This is a genomic window from Embleya sp. NPDC005971 (assembly GCF_040629175.1).
GTDB lineage: Bacteria > Actinomycetota > Actinomycetes > Streptomycetales > Streptomycetaceae > Embleya.
In genome coordinates this window covers 24,817-41,838 of record NZ_JBEXUX010000082.1, presented here as the reverse complement: position 1 = coordinate 41,838, position 17,022 = coordinate 24,817, and the positions used below count along the sequence as shown (strand labels likewise).

Sequence of the window (17,022 nt, the reverse complement as noted above, 5' to 3'; positions counted from 1 at the left end):
CTCCGCTGGTGGGACGACTTCCGCTCGCGGGTCGCCTTCACCAAGCCGGAGGACCCGGGACACGTCCGTCAACGCCCTGTGAACCGCGGCTGCGTCTTGTTCAGGAATGCGTCCACCGCTTCTCGGTGGTCCGCGGACTTGCCGACACGGAGCTGAAGGGCGCTCTCCTTGGCGAGCGCACTCGCAATCGGTAGCGTGGCCGAGCACGCCAGCGCCTCCTTGATCGCGGCGAACGCCACGGTCGGCCCCGCCGCCAAGCGTCGGGCGAGGTCGTTTGCCGCCGTTGCGACGTCTTCGGCCGGCACGATCCGGTTGGCAAGTCCCAGCTCCAACGCCTGCGACGCCGAAATCGTCTCGGACAGCATCAACAACTCGATCGCCCGAGCGTGCCCCACAAGCCTGGGCAGGGTCCATGACGCTCCCGAGTCGGCGGCGAGCCCGATGCCCGCGAACGCCAGGTTCAACGTCGTGGTCTCGGCGAGGATGCGGAAGTCGCAGGCGAAGGCGAGTGCCGCGCCGGCGCCTGCGGCCACACCGTTGACGGCCGCGATCACCGGCTTGCGCATGGTGGTCAGGGCCATGACCAGGGGGTTGTAGTGCTCGGCGACGGTGGCGAAGGCCGCCTGGGCGCTGCGGTTGAGCTGTTCACGGTGCTGCCGGAGGTCCTGCCCCACACTGAAGGCGCGTCCGGCGCCGGCGAGCACGACCGCCCGCACGTCCGCATCGCCGGCAGCCCGGGCCAGGGCATTGCGCAATGCCACCTTCGTCGCGTTGTCCAAGGCGTTGAGGGCGGCTGGTCGATCAATGGTCACCGTGGCTATGGCGTCCACGCACTCGTATCGGACGAACTCGGTCATGGCCGTACTCCTGGGTCGCGATGGCGCTTGGCGAGCCAACTCGTTCATTTCGAAGGGCGCGGCGCTGCCGCGCGTGATGGATGGTCAGGTCGCTTGGATGCGCAGCCCGCCTTCGTCCTGGGCGTCGCGCAACTGGGTGTGGATGGTCATGCGGGTCCGGTCCGCGCGGAACAGATCGTGGGACAACTCGAAGCTGCCACCGTGGCGGTCCGCCGCCACCCGGACGACGGAGATCAGTGGCGCGCCCGGCTCGACCTCCAGCACCCGGGCTTCGTCCGCGGTGGCGGCGACGACCTCGATCTCCTCGGTGACGTCGGCGGGTGTGACGCCATAGTGCTCGGCGATGAGCTCGTACACGGATCCGCCGAGGGGGCGTTCGAGGAGGCCGGGGAAGTAATCGGCGACGAGTTGTGCGTGCTCGAGGCTGATCGGCCGGCCGTCGGCGAGACGAAGGCGTACCAGGTCGAACACAAGGTCGCCGGACGACAGGCGGAGCCGGCGGGCGGTGTCCTTGTCCGCCCCGCGCATCGCGGTGGACAGGACGTTGGTGCCGGCTTCGAAGCCCTGTCGGCGCAGGTAGGCCGGCACGCCGACGGCTGCGGAGAGGTTGCGTTCGGCTTTGCCGTGGCTGACGAATGTGCCGCCGCCGCGGCCGGGCACACGGCGCACGACGCCGCTTTGCTGCAGGGCGTCGAGTGCGTGCCGCAGGGTGGATCGGCTGACGCCGTACTGCTGGGCGAGGTCGCGTTCTCCGCCGAGCTTGTCTCCGGGTCGGAGCAGGCCGTTGCGGAGCTGCTCGAGGATGCGGCGGCGTACGTCCTCGGCGGTGCCGGGCGTCGGGGCTGAAGCTTCGTCATGTTCGATGGACACAACTATGGTTTACACCATTTCCGGATTCGGTTGCCTTCGGTACCCCCAACGGCCGTGCGGTCGCCGACGGAACCGGATGCGAGTGTCAGGCCTCTCGCTCCGAGGATTCCTCGAGCACCACGCGGCCGATCAGCGCGAACCGTTCGGGTGCCCGGACCTTCGTGTAGAGCGCGAGGACGACGCCGAGCACGGCGACACCGAGCACGAGGTAGGGGATCATCCGAAAGATCGTGGTCTGTGACGCGGCGCCGCCCGCCGTGTCAAGGTTTTGGAAGAGCAGGATCACCACGTAGATCATCGCGATGCCGCCCAGCAGTGGCGCCGCGAACGTGCGGAGCGGGTGGGCGGTCTCGGGGTGCATCCGCCGCACGTGGAAGTAGCCGATGACGGCTGCGGAGCTGAGGATCTGGACGATGAGGATGGCCATCGTTCCCAGGACGGACAGGACGACGAAGAGGTCGAGGTAGGGGTCCTTGCCGGCCAGCGCGAAGCCCAGGACCAGCGTCGCGGCGATCCCGCACTGGACGTAGCTGGCGACGTGGGGCGAGCCGTGTTTCGCGTGTGTGGCGCCGAGGGTGCGCCGAGTGCCGGGCACGATGTCTTCCCGACCGATGGCGTACAGGTATCTGGCCGCGCAGTTGTGGAACGCCATGCCGCAGGCGAACGAGCCGGTGACGAGCAGGATTTGGAAGAGGGTCACCGCCCAGTCGCCGAGCAGGACGCGCGTCGGTCCGAAGAGCAGTTCGGCCGGGGAGCCGCCGCCGGCTATGCGCACCGACTCGTCGAGACCGTTGGCGGCCACGACCATCCAGGAGACGAAGACGTAGAAGATCCCGACGCCGACGACCACCACCATGGTGGCGATGGGGACGATGCGCTTGGGGTCGCGGGACTCCTCGCCGTACATCGCGGTCGACTCGAAGCCGACCCACGACCAGAAGGCCATGAACAGGCCGAGGCCGACGCTTGCGCCGGCGACTCCCGAGGCGGCGTCGAAGGCGTTCAGGGGGTTGATCGCCTGCGGTACGAAGCCGTCCGGGCCGCCTCCGTCCACGAGTATCGCCACGGCGAGCGCGGTGAGGATGAGTACCTCCGAGACCAGGGCGAGGCCGAGGACCTTGCTGGTCAGGTTGATGTCGAAGTGCGACAGCACGGCGTTGAGCGCAAGCATGAGCAACGCGTAGAAGAGCCAGGGCAGGGAAACGCCGAAGAGGTCGGCCACGGTCTGCTTCGCGAAATAGGCGAACAGGCCGGTCAGCGACGCCTCGAACACGATGTAGGCGACCGTGGCGAGCAGTCCTGCGCACATGCCCGCGACTTGGCCGAGCCCGTGCGAGACGAAGCCGTAGAACGCGCCTGCCGCGGTGATGTGCCGCGCCATGGCCACGTAGCCCACGGCGAAGACGGTGAGCACGATGGTGGCCACGAGATAGCCGGCGGGAGCGCCGGTGCCGTTGCCGAAACCCACGGCCACCGGCACGTTGCCGACCATCGCGCTGATGGGTGCCGCGGTGGCGACGGCCATGAACACCACGGCCACGAGACCGACCGCGTTGGGCCGCAGCCGCTGCATGTGTTCTTGCGGGTCATGCTCGGGTGTGGGAGGCGTCGTTCTCGAACCAATATCTGTCATTGCATCGACCTTTCAGAGGATACGGTCGGCATTTTGGTCGCCTGCGACGGAGTCCCTCTGGCAAATACTGCGTTTTGCGAAGATTCATCAGGGGGGTATCGGCGATGGTGCCACCGGTGCGCAAGGTCGGGCAAGACTTTCGCGGCATACGGTTGAGTTGTTGGTAGCGTTGACAACCGTTAAGCCAATCGGTACACATACGGTATGAACCAAAACGACGGCCTGGACGCGGTCCGCCGATCGAGGAAGGAGTGATGATGCGCGACTACGGCTTCGTCTCCTACGCGTCGAGAGACGACTTCTTCGATCGCTCCCGCGCCGCATGGAACCCCGGCAAGACGCAGTTCTGGCTGGACCAGGGCGTCGACCTCGTCATCGACCGCCGGGACGGCTACCACCTCTGGGACGCCGACGGCCGAAAACTGATCGACGCCCACCTCAACGGCGGCACCTACAGCCTCGGCCACCGACACCCCGAACTGGTCGCGGCCATGAACGAGGCGATGACCCATTACGACGTGGGGAACCACCACTTCGCGTCGGTCGCCCGCACCGCGCTGGCGGAACGCCTGCTCGCCACCTGCGACGGCACCATGGGCAAGGTCATCTTCGCCGCCGGCGGAGGCGAGGCGATCGACATCGCGCTCAAGACCGCCCGGCACGCCACCAAGCGCCGCAAGATCGTGTCCATCCAAAACGCGTTCCACGGCCACACCGGACTCGCCGTCAACGCCGGCAACCCGCGGTTCTCACGATTGTTCCTGGTCGACGAGCCGTCCCAATTTCCCCAGGTCGACTTCAACGACCTGTCCGCGATGGAGTCGGCGCTGCGGGGCGGCGACGTCGCCGCGGTCCTGGTGGAGACGGTGCCGGCCACCTACGGCTTCGTGATGCCCGAGCCGGGATACCTCGCCGGGGTCAAGGACCTGTGCGAACGGTACGGGACCGTCTACATCGCCGACGAGGTGCAGACCGGGCTGATGCGCACGGGCGAGATGTGGGGCATCTACAAGGCCGGAGTCTCGCCGGACATCCTGGTCACGAGCAAGGGCACCGCGGGAGGCCTCTACCCCCTGGGCGCGGTCATCGTCGCCGACAAGGTCGCGGGCTGGCTGGACGAGGACGGCTTCGGCCACATCTCGACCTTCGGCGGGGCCGAACTCGGCTGCATCGTCGCCATCAAGGTCCTGGAGATCTGCGGGCGCCCCCAGACCAAGGCGACCGTCGCCTCGATCGCGGCCCGTCTGGACCGCGGCCTGGCCGACATCCGGTCCGATCATCCGGACTTCTTCGTCGGCATCCGACAGAACGGCTTGGTGATCGGCCTGGAATTCGACCACCCCGTGGGCGCCCAACTCGTCATGCGAGCGCTGTACGAGAACGGCGTCTGGGCCATCTTCTCCACGCTCGACACCCGTGTCCTCCAGTTCAAGCCGGGGTTGCTCATGTCTCCTGAACTCGTCGACGACCTGCTCGAACGCCTCCATACGGCAGTCGGCCAAGCCCGCAACGCCGCACGCGTCGCCTCCGGGCAGGCCGCGTGAGCGCCCAGCCGGCCCAGGCCCGCGCGACGGCTTGGGGCCCGGATCCGGCCGCACAGGCTCGAACCCTGCTGGAGCGCGCGCGGTGGGCGGCCGACGAATTCGCCTCATTCGACCGCGCCCGGGTCGACCGCATCGTTCGAGCCGCCGCGCAGGCCGGGCACGACAACGCTGCCCGCTACGCCGAGTGGGCGGTGCGGGAAACCGGGTTCGGCGTGGTCGCGGACAAGATCACCAAGAACGAGGCGTGCTCGCTGGGTCTCCTGGCGCGCTACGGAGACGAAGACCACGTCAGCGCCCGCCACGACGCGGACGCCAAGATCCTTGAAGTCCCCCGCCCCGCCGGCGTCGTCGTCGCGCTGACACCGTCGACCAACCCGGTGTCGACCGTCTACTTCAAGGTCATGCTCGCCCTGATGACACGGAACGCCATCGTCATCAGCCCGCACCCCGCGGCCAAGGCTGCCAGCGCGGACGCCGCCCGCACGCTCCATGCGGCGGCCGTGGCGGCGGGAGCACCCGCCGACGTCGTCCAGGTCGTCGACGAACCGACGATCCCCCTGGTGGACGCCCTCATCACCGATCCCGGCTGCAGCATCGTGCTGGCGACCGGGGGAACGCCCATGGTGCGTGCCGCCTACGGCTCGGGGAACCCCGCCCTCGGCGTCGGGCCCGGCAATGTGCCCGTGCTCGTCGACGCCACGGCGGACCTCGTCGCGGCTGCCCAACGCATCGTCGCCAGCAAGGCGTTCGACAACTCCCTGCTGTGCACCAACGAATCGGTGCTGCTGGCCGAAGACTCCATAGCGGCGGACCTGTTGCGCGCACTCGACAAGGCCGGCGCGCATGTGTGCGACCCGGTCGAGCGCGACCGCCTGAGGGCCTGGCTCTACCCCGAGGGCCGCCTCCGCACCGCCGCCATCGGCCGGGACGCCGCCTGGATCGCCGAGCAGGCCGGATTCCGCATCCGCCCGGGCAAGCGTGTGCTCGTCGCGCCGTTCGAGCGCCCCTTCGAAGAACCCCTCACACAGGAAAAGCTCTGCCCCGTCCTGGGATTCCACCCGGTATCCGACGCGGCCCACGGCATCCGGCTGGCTCGGCTGCTGCTGCGCCGGGGCGGACGCGGACACTCCGCCGCCATCCACAGCAGCGATCGCGCCGCCATCATGGCGTTCGGAGCGAACGTGGAAGCCATGCGCATCAGCGTCAACGTCGGCGCCAGCCTGGGCAGCTCGGGATTCGAGACCAACCTCGCACCGACGATGACCATCGGCACCGGGTTCGTGGGCCGCAGCTCGCTCGGCGAGAACCTCGAACCCCGCCACCTCGTGCAGTACACACGTGTCGCGTACAACCGTGACGCCGACGTCGCGTTCGACGACTTCACCGGCCTCCAGCCGTGGACCGCCCGGCCCACGTCGCCCGCGGCACGCACGGCCACACGCGACACCGCCCGGCCGGGTGGTGCGGCCCAGATTCCCGACAGCCGGGTGGGCCGTCAGGAACTCGACCTGCTGCGCGAAGAAATCCGCCGGCTCGTCCGCACCGAGCTGCAAAGCGTGCTGGGAGCCCACCATGGCTGAACTGCGCTCGTTCATCTTCATCGATCAACTCCAGCCACAGACCATGTGCTATCTCGGCACGTTCGTGCGAGGCAGCCTGCCCCGCACCAACATGTCGGCGCAGATCATCGAAGTCGCCCCCGGCCTGGACATCGAGCCGCTGACCGACGTCGCACTGAAATACGCCGATGTTCAGGCCGGCATCCTGGTCGTCGAGCGGCAGTTCGGCTACCTCGAAATCCACTCACGATCCACGGACGCCGTGCGCTCGGCCGCCGACGCCATCCTGCAGGCACTGGGCGCGGATCCGTCCGCCGTGCCCACCCCGACCATCCTGGCCGACAAGACCATCACGAGTATCGATCCACGGCACGCCTTCCTGATCAACCGGAACAAGTCCGGCTCGATGGTCCTGCCGGGCGAGTCACTCTTCACCCTCGAAGTCACCCCGGCGGCGTACGCGATCCTCGCCACGAACCAAGCCGAGAAGGCCGCCGACATCAAGGTCGTGGACTACCGCATGATGGGCGCCACCGGGCGCGTCTACCTCAGCGGCACCGAATCCGACGTCCGCATGGCCGCGGAGGCCGCGCGCGAAGCCGTGCGGGCCAGGCCATGAACAGCACGCCGCCGGCCATCGGCTTGTCGACCGTCGGGACCTCATGGGACCAACTGCGCGGCCTCGTCGCCGAGGCGGTCCGCGAAGCGGTCGCCGAATTGACCGCCGCACCGAATCACGAGAGTTCACCGCCTTCTCCCGCCGCCGCACCGACCACCGTCGAGCCGGACAACCGCCCCGTGGTACTTCGGGACGACGCGGACCTCGCGAGTTTCGTACGACTGCTGCTCGATCTCGCCGCAACACCCGGGGGACGCGCAGCCCTCGACGACCGCAGGATCCGGTTCCGGCTCGACAACGGTGACCCTGCCCGTACCGACAATGCCGAGCCTGCACAGACACAGGGCGTCCATCGGATCGAGCGTGGCGCCGTCGGCGAGGCCGTGGTCACCGCGGCGGCTGCCGCCGGACAACACATCGTCGCCGGCCCCCGCGCCGTCATCACCCCCTTGGGGCGGGACACGGCCCGCAGGCTCGGCGTTCGGATCGACCGGGAGGAGGCCTGATGCGCATCGGCACCGTCACCGGATCCGTCTGGTCGACCCGACGCGTCGCCGGCGTCCCGTCGGGCGCGTTCCTGACCGTGGAATTCGACGCACCGCCGGAGCTGATCATCGCGTTCGACGTCCTGGGAACCGGCGTCGGGGAACGCGTACTCGTGGCCCAAGGCATGAGCGCCGCCCGCCGGTTCCCCGACAACGCCCCGATCGACGCCTTGATCATCGGATCCGTCGACGAGACTTCCACCACCCACCGCAACTCCTGAACACGAAAGTTGGGACCCTCATGTCCGACGCCATCGGAATGATCGAAACCCGCGGCTACGTCGCGGCGTTCGCCGCCGCAGACGCCATGGTCAAGGCCGCGAACGTGACCATCATCAGCCGCGAGGAGGTCGGCGACGGCCTGGTCGCAGTCGTCATCAACGGCGACGTCGGCGCCGTCAAGGCCGCCGCCGACGCCGGTGCGGACACCGCCGCCCAGGTCGGCGAACTCGTCTCCGTCCACGTCATCCCCCGCCCCCACCCCGAAGTGAACCGACACTTCAACGGTGGCGGAACCACCAACGGCTGAGCGCCATGACAACCACCTCCGACGAGCCGACGGCGGGCGCCCCACGGCGGCGCCCCCGCGCGGCGGCACAGGACCGCACACCGGCCCAGTCCGCCGCGCCGCCGACCGAACTCCGCGTACACCTGACCCTGCGCAGCCTTCAGCGGCAGTTCGCCGCGTACTTGGGGACCCCCACTCGAGCGCGCGGCTATCCGCCTCTGGAAGGCGACCACGCCCTGATCATCGAAGTGGCCCCGGGGCTGGCCATCGAGCGTGTCATCGACCTGGCGCTCAAGGCGGTGCCCGCCGCGGAGCCCGGGCTGCTCTTCGTGGAACGCCAGTTCGGCATCCTTGAACTGCACACCAAGAACACCGATGATCTGGAGCGCGCCGGCGCCGCCATCCAGGCCGGGATCGGCCGCGCCCCGTCCGACCAGCTCAAGCCCCGCGTGTTGTACACCGACGTGATCGAGAACGTCACCGACCAGCACGCGGTCATCTTGAACCGCACCCGACAGGCATCCATGATCCTGCCGGGGCAGACGCTGCTGGTGATGGAGATGACCCCCGCCCTGTACGCGGCCCTGGCGGCGAACGAGGCGGAACGCGCGGCGCCGAAGAACACCCTGGTCGACGTGCAGATGATCGGCGCCGCCGGACGCGTCTACATCAGCGGCACCCTGGAAGGGGTCACCACGGCACGCCACGCGATCGACGTGGCACTTTCGGCCATCGAAGGACGTGACCACTGAACCGACGACCCAGTCCCCAGACTCCACCGACCCTCCGACTGCCCGCGCCCCAGGAGAAGGCATGTCCCCCGAAAGACCCGGGTTCGACCGCGACGACACACCCGGTGCCGTCTCCGCTGAACCGTACGACTCCCTGGCACGCCGTGTCCTGCCCGCCTACGGCATCGACCGCGACACCCCGCTCGAACTGCTGAACCTCTCGGAGAACGCGACCTATCGCGTGCACGCCGGGCCGGGCTCGGCCCCACGCATCCTGCGTGTGCACCGCCCCGACTACCACTCGGCCGCCGAGATCCGGTCCGAACTGGCCTGGGTCGAGGCACTCCGCAACGACACCGAGATCGCCACCCCGGAGCCGATTCCTACTCTGGACGGCCGCCTCGTTGTCGGCGTCGAGCCGCTCACCGCCGGGGGGCAGCGGCGCCATGCCGTCCTCTTTCACCTCATCCCCGGTGACGCTCCGGACGAGAACGTGCCCGCTCCGCAGTTCGAACGGCTGGGAGAAATCACCGCGCACCTGCACCGGCACGCCGAAACGTGGACGCCTCCCGCCGGGTTCACGCGGATGCGCTGGGACCTCGCCACGACGCTCGGCACGCGCGCGCACTGGGGACGGTGGCGGGACGGGCCCGGCGCCACCGGCGAGGTCCGCCGGGTGCTCGCGGACACGGAAGCGATCATCCAACAACGGTTGCGGCGATACGGAACCCGCGCGAGCCGATTCGGGTTGATCCACGCCGACCTCCGGCTGGCCAACCTTCTCGTGCACGGCGACCGGACCGCCGTGATCGATTTCGACGACTGCGGTTCCGGCTGGTTCCTCTACGACTTGGCCGCCGCCCTCACCTTCCTCGAAGACACCCCGCAGGTCCCCGACCTCATCGACAGCTGGCTCACCGGCTACCGGCGGGTCCGCGCGCTCACCACCGAAGACGAGAACGAGATCCCCACCTTCATCATGCTTCGACGCCTGATGGTCGTCGCCTGGCTGGGCTCGCACCCCGATACCGACCTCGCGCGGGCCAAGGGCGCGGGGTTCACACGCGCGAGCGCCGAACTCGCGGACCGATACCTCGGTACACAAAACCGATGGTGGCGCGCCCGCCGGCCGACAACCATCGACCTCGGCACCGCGGATTGATCGAGTCCATGCCGCCGGCGCCTGGGCCCGACTCTCATCCGGGCGTCGTCGCCCTCTCCTCCTCGCCGACTGATCGGAGGCGACTCGGCAGTCGGCCTACGTAGCCGACCGACGGCGTGAAGCACGCACTGTCGCCGGCTGATACGTCAGGGGGCACAGACGTCCCGGACCTCGTGCCATCGCAAGCCGTGAACCGCCCGGATGCGGAACAATCGCGCCGGGAGTCGAACGGCTGCTTCCGGACAAGCCAGCGACGACAAGACCATCCGACCAAAACCACCCCAAACACCCCAGGAGCATTCATGACACTCCCATCCGTGGACGGCCGCCGTGTCGTCGTCACCGGCGGCTCGAAGGGCATCGGCAAAGGAATCGCCGCCGTCTTCGCCCGATCCGGAGCCCACGTGGTCATCACCGGCCGCAACGCCGCCGACGTCCACGCGACCGCGACGGAACTCACCGCCACCGGTGGGAAAGTCATCGGCATCGCGGCGGACGTCGGCGACCCGGCGGCGATCTCGCGGCTCGCCGACGACGCGGTCGAGGCGCTGGGTGGTGTCGACGTCGTCTGCTGCAATGCGGGCATCTTCCCCAACGCTCGGCTGACCGACCTCACCGCCGAGCGCATCGACGAAGTCTTCGACGTCAACCTGCGTGGCACCATGCTCACCGTGACGGCCTTCCTACCCGCCTTGCGGAGCAGCTCGTACGGTCGCGTCGTGGTCACCTCGTCCATCACCGGACCCGTCACCGGCTACCCCGGCTGGAGCCACTACGCGGCCAGCAAAGCCGGACAAATGGGCTTTGTGCGGGCCGCAGCCCTGGAGTTGGCCCCCCAGGGCATCACGATCAACGCGTTGCTCCCCGGCAACGTCCTCACCGAGGGCGTAACGGAACTCGGTCCCGACTACGTCCGCGACATGGCCCGGTCCATTCCGATGGGCAGGCTCGCGACGAGCGAGGAGATCGGCCACGCGGCGTTGTTCCTGGCCTCCGAACACGCCGGGTTCATCACCGGCCAGGGGCTGATCGTCGACGGCGGCCAAGTGCTCGCCGAGTCGCTGGACGCGATCACCACCGCCGGCGCCTGACGAACGTCTGACAAACGCCTGACGAACACAACCAACGGCCCGCCCGGCACCGGGCCGCCACCCGTGCACGCCCGCCCGGCTCCATGCCGCCCGACCGCGCCACCGGCCTCCGCCCACCCGGCGATGGTCGTGGTGTGGGTGGTGGGAGCGGGTGTCGGAGCCGGGCGGGTCGGCTCGGCGGTGGGCCGGCAGCACAACAGGAACGCCGTCCGAGTGGCCGTCGGAGTCGCGTTCGGCGAGGAGGTCGAGCGGCCGGGGTGGAACTCGACACCAGGCTGCGCATCGTCGCGTGGTGTTGTCGGGGTGTCGGGCGAGGCGGGTGGGGTGGTTGTCGTTCCTTCTCGTGACCTTGTTACCGGGTCTGTGACAGCGGTGTCGTGGTGCGACAACTCGGGTGTCCCCGGGTCCGGCCGACGCGGTGATCTGCACCGACCGGCCGACCACCACCGGGGCCGCCGAAAAGGCCGAGCCCCGCGAGTCCGGTCCCGTTCGGCTACGTCTTCGTTGCACCGGCGCACTCCTCGAAGTTGCCGTACGGGTCGTGCCGCTCGACGAGTCGCCGGCCGAGGGGCGGCGGGTGACTCGTGCGCGGTGCTCGCCGTGCGCAAGACTGTTCGCTCCATGACACCTGCCGAGGAGCAAAGATGTCACGTGTGAGGAAGACCGTACCCGCGGCGATGCTGGCGGCTTTGGCGCTGTCGGGCATGGGAGCCACACCCGCAACAGCGATCGGAGGCTTACTCCCCCACCCCGGGCCGGATGGTCTGGTGTGGGTGGAGGAGAGCACGGGGGACGGTGGTGTCGTATCAGGGGGCGCCTGGGAACAACTGCCGACCATACTCACCGTCGCCTGTGAGGGCGGCGGCAGCGTGGCAGTGACGATGCACTCCCGGGACGCGGAGGTGGCCGCGTTCACCGTGGATTGCCCCGCCGGCGCCATCGGCATGAACTCGGCGACCATGGATCCGGGCATCGTGCGGTCGGGGTCCTTCACCGTGGGGGTCGACGCCTCGGCACAGGCACTGCGATGGGCGCTGACGGTAACCCAACCGGAGTAGCAAACGCCGTCGGTCGGCGGGCGTTGCCCGGGCCGCCGGAGAACGGTCTGGTGACCCGCTGCCCGCCGACACGCGCGCTACGGCGGCCAAAGATGGTCGTCGTCCCACCGACTTCCGCGACGCGATCGGGTTCACCGACACGTGGCGTCCGCGTCCGGATGTGTCGAAGTCGATCCGGCCCGGCCAAAGGGCGATCCGGTCGGCTTGCTCGTGGCGGTCTGTCGGTGCCGATGGCGGGCAAGCGTCGCACCCGGATGTCGACACGAAGGGCCGTCGGCCGGACGAACACGCGGTCACGGTCACGGTCGCGGCTTGGGAGCCCGGGGCGGCGACTTTTTGTTTCAGGGCCGGAAAACACGCTGCCCGCTCGTCGGCGCGGCGACCGCGACGTGACCTGCCCGGCGTATGGTCACAGACCCGGCGCACCCCAGACCGGAAACCACCGGGACAGGTCGGATTCGAGCCGCAGATCGTCGGTGACCGCCGCGTTGACCTGGAGCTCCAACGCGGTGTCGCGCTTCTCGTGTACGCCCGGCACCGGCGCGAAGGGGTAGAAGGTGCCGCGCTTGTACAGGTAGACCAAGGCGAGCCGGCGGCCGTCGGGATGCCCGAACGCGGCCAGTGAGCACAGCAGTTGCGGACCGAAACCGCCGTCTTCGAGCGCGATGTTGATCGCGTGCAGATCGGTCACCAGGGAGCCCACGTCCTCGGGCGAGCGCTCGGCGAGCAGCCACGTGTACCCGTACTCGTCCCGGCTGCTCCGAAGCCCGTCGACCAGATCGTTCAGGTCGCGCAGCACCTGGTCGAACGCGCCGCCCTCGACGGTGGCGAAGCAGACCGACCCGGTGCCGGTGGGCCGGAACCCGGCGGCGATCTCCAGGGTGATGGCCGCCGAGGGCAAGCCGAACAATTGGTCGAGATCGGGCTTGACCGGCCTGCTTCGACCGAAGACCGAGTCGAACAGCCCCATCAGGCGGCACCGCCGAGTTCCGCGCTGATCCGGCCCAGTTGCTCCAGGCGCCGTTCGAGCGTCGGGTGGGTCGCGAACAGGTTCGCCAGGCTGTCCTTGGAGGCGATGGCCGGCGCGAAGAAGAACGCGTTGAACGGCTCGGCCCGGCGCAGATCGCGGGTCGGGATCCGGGCCATGGTGCCGCTGATCTTGGTCAGCGCGGAGGCGAGCGTGGATGGTCGGCCGGTGAGCAGCGCAGCCGAACGGTCGGCGCACAGCTCGCGGTAGCGCGACAGGGTCCGGATGAGAACGAAGCTCAGCGTGTACACCACCACGCTCACCGCGGTCACGACCCCTATCAGGACCGCGGTGTTCTGGTCGCGGCGCATCCCGCCGAAGAGGCCGAACTGCACACCGACGCGGGTGAGCAACCCGGCCAGGACACCGAGGAAGGATGCGATCGTCATCACCGCGACGTCCTTGTGGGCGACGTGCGAGAGCTCGTGCGCCAGGACGCCTTCCAGCTCGGCCGGCTCCAGGCGGCGGAGCAGTCCGGTGGTGGTGCACACGACCGTGTTCTTCCGGTTGCGGCCGGTAGCGAAGGCGTTGGGCACATCGGAGTCTGCGACCGCCACGCGTGGCTTGGGCATGTCGGCGAGGGTGCACAACCGATCGACCACGCCGTGCAGTTCCGGCTGCTCCTCGGGGGTGACCTCGCGGGCGCCCATCGCGAACGCCGCGAGTTTGTCGCTGAACCAGAACTGTGCGACGAAGAGACCGCCGATCAACACGACCGCGAGCGGCCAGGCCCGGCCGAGCATCACCACCAGCGCGCCCACGAAGACCACATAGAGCAGGCCGAGCAGAAACATGGTGACGAGCATGCGGCGCACCAAGCCGCGATCGGTGGCGAATCGGGTGCCGGCGCTGGTCCTGGTCATCGATTCCTCCCTCGTGGGGGACCTGGTGGCGGGCCTCGCGGATGGCCCGGATGGGTGAATAAGGTAACGAATCGGGTCCTACTTTGATTCTCCCTCGCCGGCGGGCTCGGCGGGCGAGGCGCGCCGGCGGCGGGTGAGGGGCGGCACGCCCGGATGCGGATCGGGCAGGTCGCCGTCCCGTTCGGGATCTGGGCCCGCCACGCCATGTGGCTCCCGACCGCCGGGCAGGAGCATGTGGCTCTGCTCGCGTCGAGCGGCCGAGCCTGCCCGGGCTGCCGCAGGTTGTCCTCGGCCGGGCCCGCCACCCGACGCTGTTGCGCCGCCGCGAGGGCATCGCCGACGCCCTCCCCCGCGCGCAGGCCGTCACCGCGACCTGGTGGGACGCCCATCGGCCGCAGGAGAAGACGTCGCCGTGGTGCCTGCGACGACTTGCCGACGCCAACTGTGGGAGGGACTTGGCACACCGCCTCGCCCGGACGTGGTCACCTGCAGTAAGCCTTGATTGGTGCGGCCGACTTGGCGGCCTGCTCGATCTTCGCGCAGTGGGCTGCCCGGGCTTCCTCGTCGATCTGCTGCTCGTGTTCGGGGCGCAGCCCGGTCCGGCCGTCGAGGCCCTCGCGCAGGATGTCGGCGTGCCCGGCGTGCCGGTTGGTCTCGCCGAGGACGTGGACCATGATGGCGAACAGGTTCGTGTCGACATAAGTCTCCGGCCACCACGGCACGTGGCCGGGGGCGTCGAGGGGGAGCTCGTTGATCGTCGCGTCCGAGTGTTCCCACGTGCGCCGGTAGAACCCGATGATCTGATCGCGGGTCTCGTCCTCGGCGGCCCACTGATCGCTGCCGTCGGAGTCCTGCCACCGGGGCAGCGGTTCCGGGGAAGGGCGGTCGAAGACCTCGCCGAAGTACCTGGCCTCGACGGTGGCCACGTGTTTGACCAGGCCGAGGAGGTTGGTTCCGGTCGCCGTCAAAGGTCGGCGGGCGTCGTATTCGGACAAGCCGTCGAGTTTCCAGAGCAGCGCCTTGCGGTCCCGCCGCAGTCTGCCGTGCAGGTTGTCCCTCGCGAATTCATCGATCATGCGGCATGAGCCTGCCATGGCCCTGTTCTCGTATGGCTACCGCCGGGTGGCGTATAGCGCCGAGTGACTACTTGGGGTTGCGGTCGCGCTGGTGGAGGGCGGCGAAGTCGGCGTGCGCGGTCTCGACGGCTTCGGGGTACGTCTGCGTCTTCTCGTGTTCGGCGAGGGTCCGGGTTCGGGTACCGGCGCGGCGTCCGGGTCGCGGGTGTCTTCGGCTTCGCCGCTGCCACGCGCGAGCGGATGGCGCCCCGACCCGGACCACGAACACGGGCACGGCGTCGGCGCCTTCTATTGCGCCGAAGTGGAGATGCGCCGCAACGACCACGAACGTCCCCGCGCCGAACGCGCCCTGATCACGATGTCAGTGGTTTTGGACAGCAAGTGTCAGTGCGTTGGACACGGCTGATATCAGTGGATCCGGGTCAGTGCGGGTGCCATGGGTTGTCCCGACGCGTCGGAACTCTTCGACCTCCCCCGCCACGACCGCCCCGGGGTCGTCGCCGAGGACCCGGACACCGCAGCGCCGACCACCGCTTGCCGACCGCGCCCGCGAAGTTGCCCAAGGGTGGCGGGGGTCGGCGGTCCGGGCGGCCCTGCTTGGCTGGGGTCGTGAACCCGCTCGCACTGCTCCTCGACCAGGCACCCGCGTCGATCACCGGTGCCGTATTGCGCCGCATCGATCCGCGGCTGCGGGCGGAACTGTTCGCGAGGCCATCGCGCGTGGGAGAGGCCGCCGGGGCGTACCTGGTGGCGCACGGCGACGTCGACGAGCGGGCGTGGCTCGCGGGCAATCCGGGTGCGACACCGGAGACGCTGTCGGATCTGGCCCGCGCCCCGGAGCCCGCGGTCGCCGCAGGGGTGTTCGCAAACCCGGCTTCCCCCCGTGAGGCGCGGCTGCGGGTGCTGACGCGGGTCGTGGCCGCGACGCCGCTCCGCGAACTCCTGTACAACGAACTCGACCACCGGCAGATCCGCCGCCGCGACGCACTGTTCGAACGCGTCTGCGTGCTGGTCGAGTCCGACGACCCGCGCGTGGTCACCAGGGCGTTCGACCGGCTCGCCGAGCACGGGGCGAGACGGCCGTGGCTGTCGGGCGTACTTCTGCGCGGCTGCCTGAGCCTGCTGCGTACGGCAGGACCCGCCGCGGTCACCGCCGCGCTGCCGCGCGTACTGCCGCAGGCGACGGGCACGCCGTCGGACACGGTGGCTGCGGCCCTCGCCGCACCGACCGACGCCGCGCTGGTGACGCGTGCGCTCGACGAGTTCACGGGCATGCCGGCCGTCGTCGCACGGCTGCGCGACGAGAAGAACCTCCCCGGCGCCGCGGCGATGTTGCTGGCCCCGCGCGGTCCACTGGACTGGGACCTCGTCCTGCGCGAGCACCGGAGACTGCCGTGGTCCGAGTACGTGCGCATGGCCTTGGCCATGCAACCGGGGTGCCCACTCGAACTGCGGGCGTACCTGCCCGCGAGCTCGTCGCGCCACCCCGTCACCGAGTGGGTCGACGCGGACCCGGCCACCGGGCGGATCGTGGGTTCGCCGGTCTTCCGGGACGACCGTTCCAACGCGAGCGTCAGGCGCGCTCACACCCGCGGCACCCTGTCCGCGGCCGTCATCCTCCGCCACGGCGCCCCGGCGAGGAACGCCCTACGGGCCCTGGACCAGCGCGACACAGAACGGTACGCCGACACCCGTACGGCCCTGCGCGCGCTGACCCTGCCTGCCCTGGGCGACCGCACCGAGGCGTGGGCGGTGGCGCTGGCGCTGCTGCCGGACTTCACCGGGCCGTTACCGCACCTGCTGATTGCGGCGGACGGGATCACCGCCCCACGGCGCTGACCCGGACGTCCGCCGCCGGCATGAAATGGGTCCCCGGACT

The 17,022-nt window shown here is 69.5% G+C and carries 17 protein-coding genes; 11 read left to right on the top strand and 6 right to left on the bottom strand.

What is annotated here, in order from left to right; genetic code table 11:
• Positions 1-68: 68 nt before the first annotated feature.
• The 3 genes from ABZ374_RS42100 to ABZ374_RS42090 form a co-directional block, all read right to left on the bottom strand.
• Positions 69-857 carry an enoyl-CoA hydratase-related protein gene (locus ABZ374_RS42100; RefSeq protein ID WP_360322707.1) on the bottom strand — a complete coding sequence of 263 codons (789 nt, stop codon included), beginning with the start codon at positions 855-857 and terminating at the stop codon, positions 69-71.
• A gap of 84 nt (positions 858-941) precedes the next feature.
• The gene (locus ABZ374_RS42095) at positions 942-1,727 is read right to left on the bottom strand and encodes a GntR family transcriptional regulator (RefSeq protein WP_360322705.1); all 786 of its coding nucleotides are present in this window, start codon (positions 1,725-1,727) and stop codon (positions 942-944) included.
• A gap of 85 nt (positions 1,728-1,812) precedes the next feature.
• Positions 1,813-3,300, bottom strand: coding sequence for an APC family permease (locus ABZ374_RS42090; protein ID WP_360322703.1), 1,488 nt, complete (start codon positions 3,298-3,300; stop codon positions 1,813-1,815).
• 314 nt (positions 3,301-3,614) lie between these two features.
• Here ABZ374_RS42090 and ABZ374_RS42085 point away from each other — a divergent pair, with 314 nt between their 5' ends.
• From ABZ374_RS42085 to ABZ374_RS42040, 10 genes are all read left to right on the top strand, one after another.
• Complete coding sequence (locus ABZ374_RS42085) at positions 3,615-4,904, top strand: aminotransferase class III-fold pyridoxal phosphate-dependent enzyme (RefSeq protein WP_360322701.1); 1,290 nt, start codon at positions 3,615-3,617, stop codon at positions 4,902-4,904.
• Positions 4,901-6,484, top strand: coding sequence for an aldehyde dehydrogenase family protein (locus ABZ374_RS42080; RefSeq protein WP_360322699.1), 1,584 nt, complete (start codon positions 4,901-4,903; stop codon positions 6,482-6,484). The genes ABZ374_RS42085 and ABZ374_RS42080 overlap by 4 nt, the downstream gene beginning before the upstream one ends.
• A complete protein-coding gene (locus ABZ374_RS42075) occupies positions 6,477-7,082 on the top strand; it encodes a BMC domain-containing protein (RefSeq protein ID WP_360322697.1) in 606 nt (201 codons plus the stop codon). The genes ABZ374_RS42080 and ABZ374_RS42075 overlap by 8 nt, the downstream gene beginning before the upstream one ends.
• Complete coding sequence (locus tag ABZ374_RS42070; RefSeq protein WP_360322695.1) at positions 7,079-7,588, top strand: hypothetical protein; 510 nt, start codon at positions 7,079-7,081, stop codon at positions 7,586-7,588. The genes ABZ374_RS42075 and ABZ374_RS42070 overlap by 4 nt, the downstream gene beginning before the upstream one ends.
• Positions 7,588-7,848, top strand: a complete 261-nt coding sequence (locus ABZ374_RS42065; protein WP_360322693.1) for a EutN/CcmL family microcompartment protein — start codon at positions 7,588-7,590, stop codon at positions 7,846-7,848. The genes ABZ374_RS42070 and ABZ374_RS42065 overlap by 1 nt, the downstream gene beginning before the upstream one ends.
• A gap of 20 nt (positions 7,849-7,868) precedes the next feature.
• A complete protein-coding gene (locus ABZ374_RS42060; protein ID WP_020555964.1) occupies positions 7,869-8,156 on the top strand; it encodes a BMC domain-containing protein in 288 nt (95 codons plus the stop codon).
• Between the two features lie 5 nt (positions 8,157-8,161).
• Positions 8,162-8,887 carry a microcompartment protein gene (locus tag ABZ374_RS42055; protein ID WP_360322691.1) on the top strand — a complete coding sequence of 242 codons (726 nt, stop codon included), beginning with the start codon at positions 8,162-8,164 and terminating at the stop codon, positions 8,885-8,887.
• 61 nt (positions 8,888-8,948) lie between these two features.
• Positions 8,949-10,028: a phosphotransferase gene (locus tag ABZ374_RS42050; protein WP_360322689.1), complete on the top strand. Its 1,080-nt coding sequence runs from the start codon at positions 8,949-8,951 to the stop codon at positions 10,026-10,028.
• A gap of 302 nt (positions 10,029-10,330) precedes the next feature.
• The gene (fabG, locus tag ABZ374_RS42045; protein ID WP_360322687.1) at positions 10,331-11,119 is read left to right on the top strand and encodes a 3-oxoacyl-ACP reductase FabG; all 789 of its coding nucleotides are present in this window, start codon (positions 10,331-10,333) and stop codon (positions 11,117-11,119) included.
• Positions 11,120-11,763: 644 nt separating this feature from the next.
• On the top strand, positions 11,764-12,177 hold the full coding sequence (locus ABZ374_RS42040; RefSeq protein WP_360322685.1) for a hypothetical protein: 414 nt from the start codon (positions 11,764-11,766) through the stop codon (positions 12,175-12,177).
• A gap of 409 nt (positions 12,178-12,586) precedes the next feature.
• On the opposite strand, the gene ABZ374_RS42035 is transcribed toward ABZ374_RS42040, so the two are convergent.
• The 3 genes from ABZ374_RS42035 to ABZ374_RS42025 all read right to left on the bottom strand — a co-directional run bounded on the left by ABZ374_RS42035 (position 12,587) and on the right by ABZ374_RS42025 (position 15,143).
• A complete protein-coding gene (locus tag ABZ374_RS42035) occupies positions 12,587-13,147 on the bottom strand; it encodes a hypothetical protein (protein ID WP_360322683.1) in 561 nt (186 codons plus the stop codon).
• Positions 13,147-14,067, bottom strand: coding sequence for a zinc metalloprotease HtpX (htpX, locus tag ABZ374_RS42030; protein WP_360322681.1), 921 nt, complete (start codon positions 14,065-14,067; stop codon positions 13,147-13,149). The genes ABZ374_RS42035 and htpX overlap by 1 nt, the downstream gene beginning before the upstream one ends.
• 482 nt (positions 14,068-14,549) lie before the next feature.
• The gene (locus ABZ374_RS42025; protein WP_360322679.1) at positions 14,550-15,143 is read right to left on the bottom strand and encodes a DinB family protein; all 594 of its coding nucleotides are present in this window, start codon (positions 15,141-15,143) and stop codon (positions 14,550-14,552) included.
• A gap of 609 nt (positions 15,144-15,752) precedes the next feature.
• Here ABZ374_RS42025 and ABZ374_RS42020 point away from each other — a divergent pair.
• The gene (locus ABZ374_RS42020; RefSeq protein ID WP_360322677.1) at positions 15,753-16,982 is read left to right on the top strand and encodes a hypothetical protein; all 1,230 of its coding nucleotides are present in this window, start codon (positions 15,753-15,755) and stop codon (positions 16,980-16,982) included.
• The last annotated feature ends 40 nt before the right edge of the window (positions 16,983-17,022 follow it).

What these genes read in the sequence shown, in the direction of transcription:
- ABZ374_RS42070 (WP_360322695.1), top strand. Translation starts at nt 7,079, where the DNA reads ATGAACAGCACGCCGCCGGCCATCGGCTTGTCGACCGTCGGGACCTCA.
- ABZ374_RS42075 (WP_360322697.1), top strand. Translation starts at nt 6,477, where the DNA reads ATGGCTGAACTGCGCTCGTTCATCTTCATCGATCAACTCCAGCCACAG.
- htpX (WP_360322681.1), bottom strand. Translation starts at nt 14,067, where the DNA reads ATGACCAGGACCAGCGCCGGCACCCGATTCGCCACCGATCGCGGCTTG.
- ABZ374_RS42035 (WP_360322683.1), bottom strand. Translation starts at nt 13,147, where the DNA reads ATGGGGCTGTTCGACTCGGTCTTCGGTCGAAGCAGGCCGGTCAAGCCC.
- ABZ374_RS42025 (WP_360322679.1), bottom strand. Translation starts at nt 15,143, where the DNA reads ATGATCGATGAATTCGCGAGGGACAACCTGCACGGCAGACTGCGGCGG.
- ABZ374_RS42085 (WP_360322701.1), top strand. Translation starts at nt 3,615, where the DNA reads ATGATGCGCGACTACGGCTTCGTCTCCTACGCGTCGAGAGACGACTTC.
- ABZ374_RS42050 (WP_360322689.1), top strand. Translation starts at nt 8,949, where the DNA reads ATGTCCCCCGAAAGACCCGGGTTCGACCGCGACGACACACCCGGTGCC.
- ABZ374_RS42090 (WP_360322703.1), bottom strand. Translation starts at nt 3,300, where the DNA reads ATGCAGCGGCTGCGGCCCAACGCGGTCGGTCTCGTGGCCGTGGTGTTC.
- ABZ374_RS42055 (WP_360322691.1), top strand. Translation starts at nt 8,162, where the DNA reads ATGACAACCACCTCCGACGAGCCGACGGCGGGCGCCCCACGGCGGCGC.
- ABZ374_RS42060 (WP_020555964.1), top strand. Translation starts at nt 7,869, where the DNA reads ATGTCCGACGCCATCGGAATGATCGAAACCCGCGGCTACGTCGCGGCG.
- fabG (WP_360322687.1), top strand. Translation starts at nt 10,331, where the DNA reads ATGACACTCCCATCCGTGGACGGCCGCCGTGTCGTCGTCACCGGCGGC.
- ABZ374_RS42065 (WP_360322693.1), top strand. Translation starts at nt 7,588, where the DNA reads ATGCGCATCGGCACCGTCACCGGATCCGTCTGGTCGACCCGACGCGTC.
- ABZ374_RS42100 (WP_360322707.1), bottom strand. Translation starts at nt 857, where the DNA reads ATGACCGAGTTCGTCCGATACGAGTGCGTGGACGCCATAGCCACGGTG.
- ABZ374_RS42040 (WP_360322685.1), top strand. Translation starts at nt 11,764, where the DNA reads ATGTCACGTGTGAGGAAGACCGTACCCGCGGCGATGCTGGCGGCTTTG.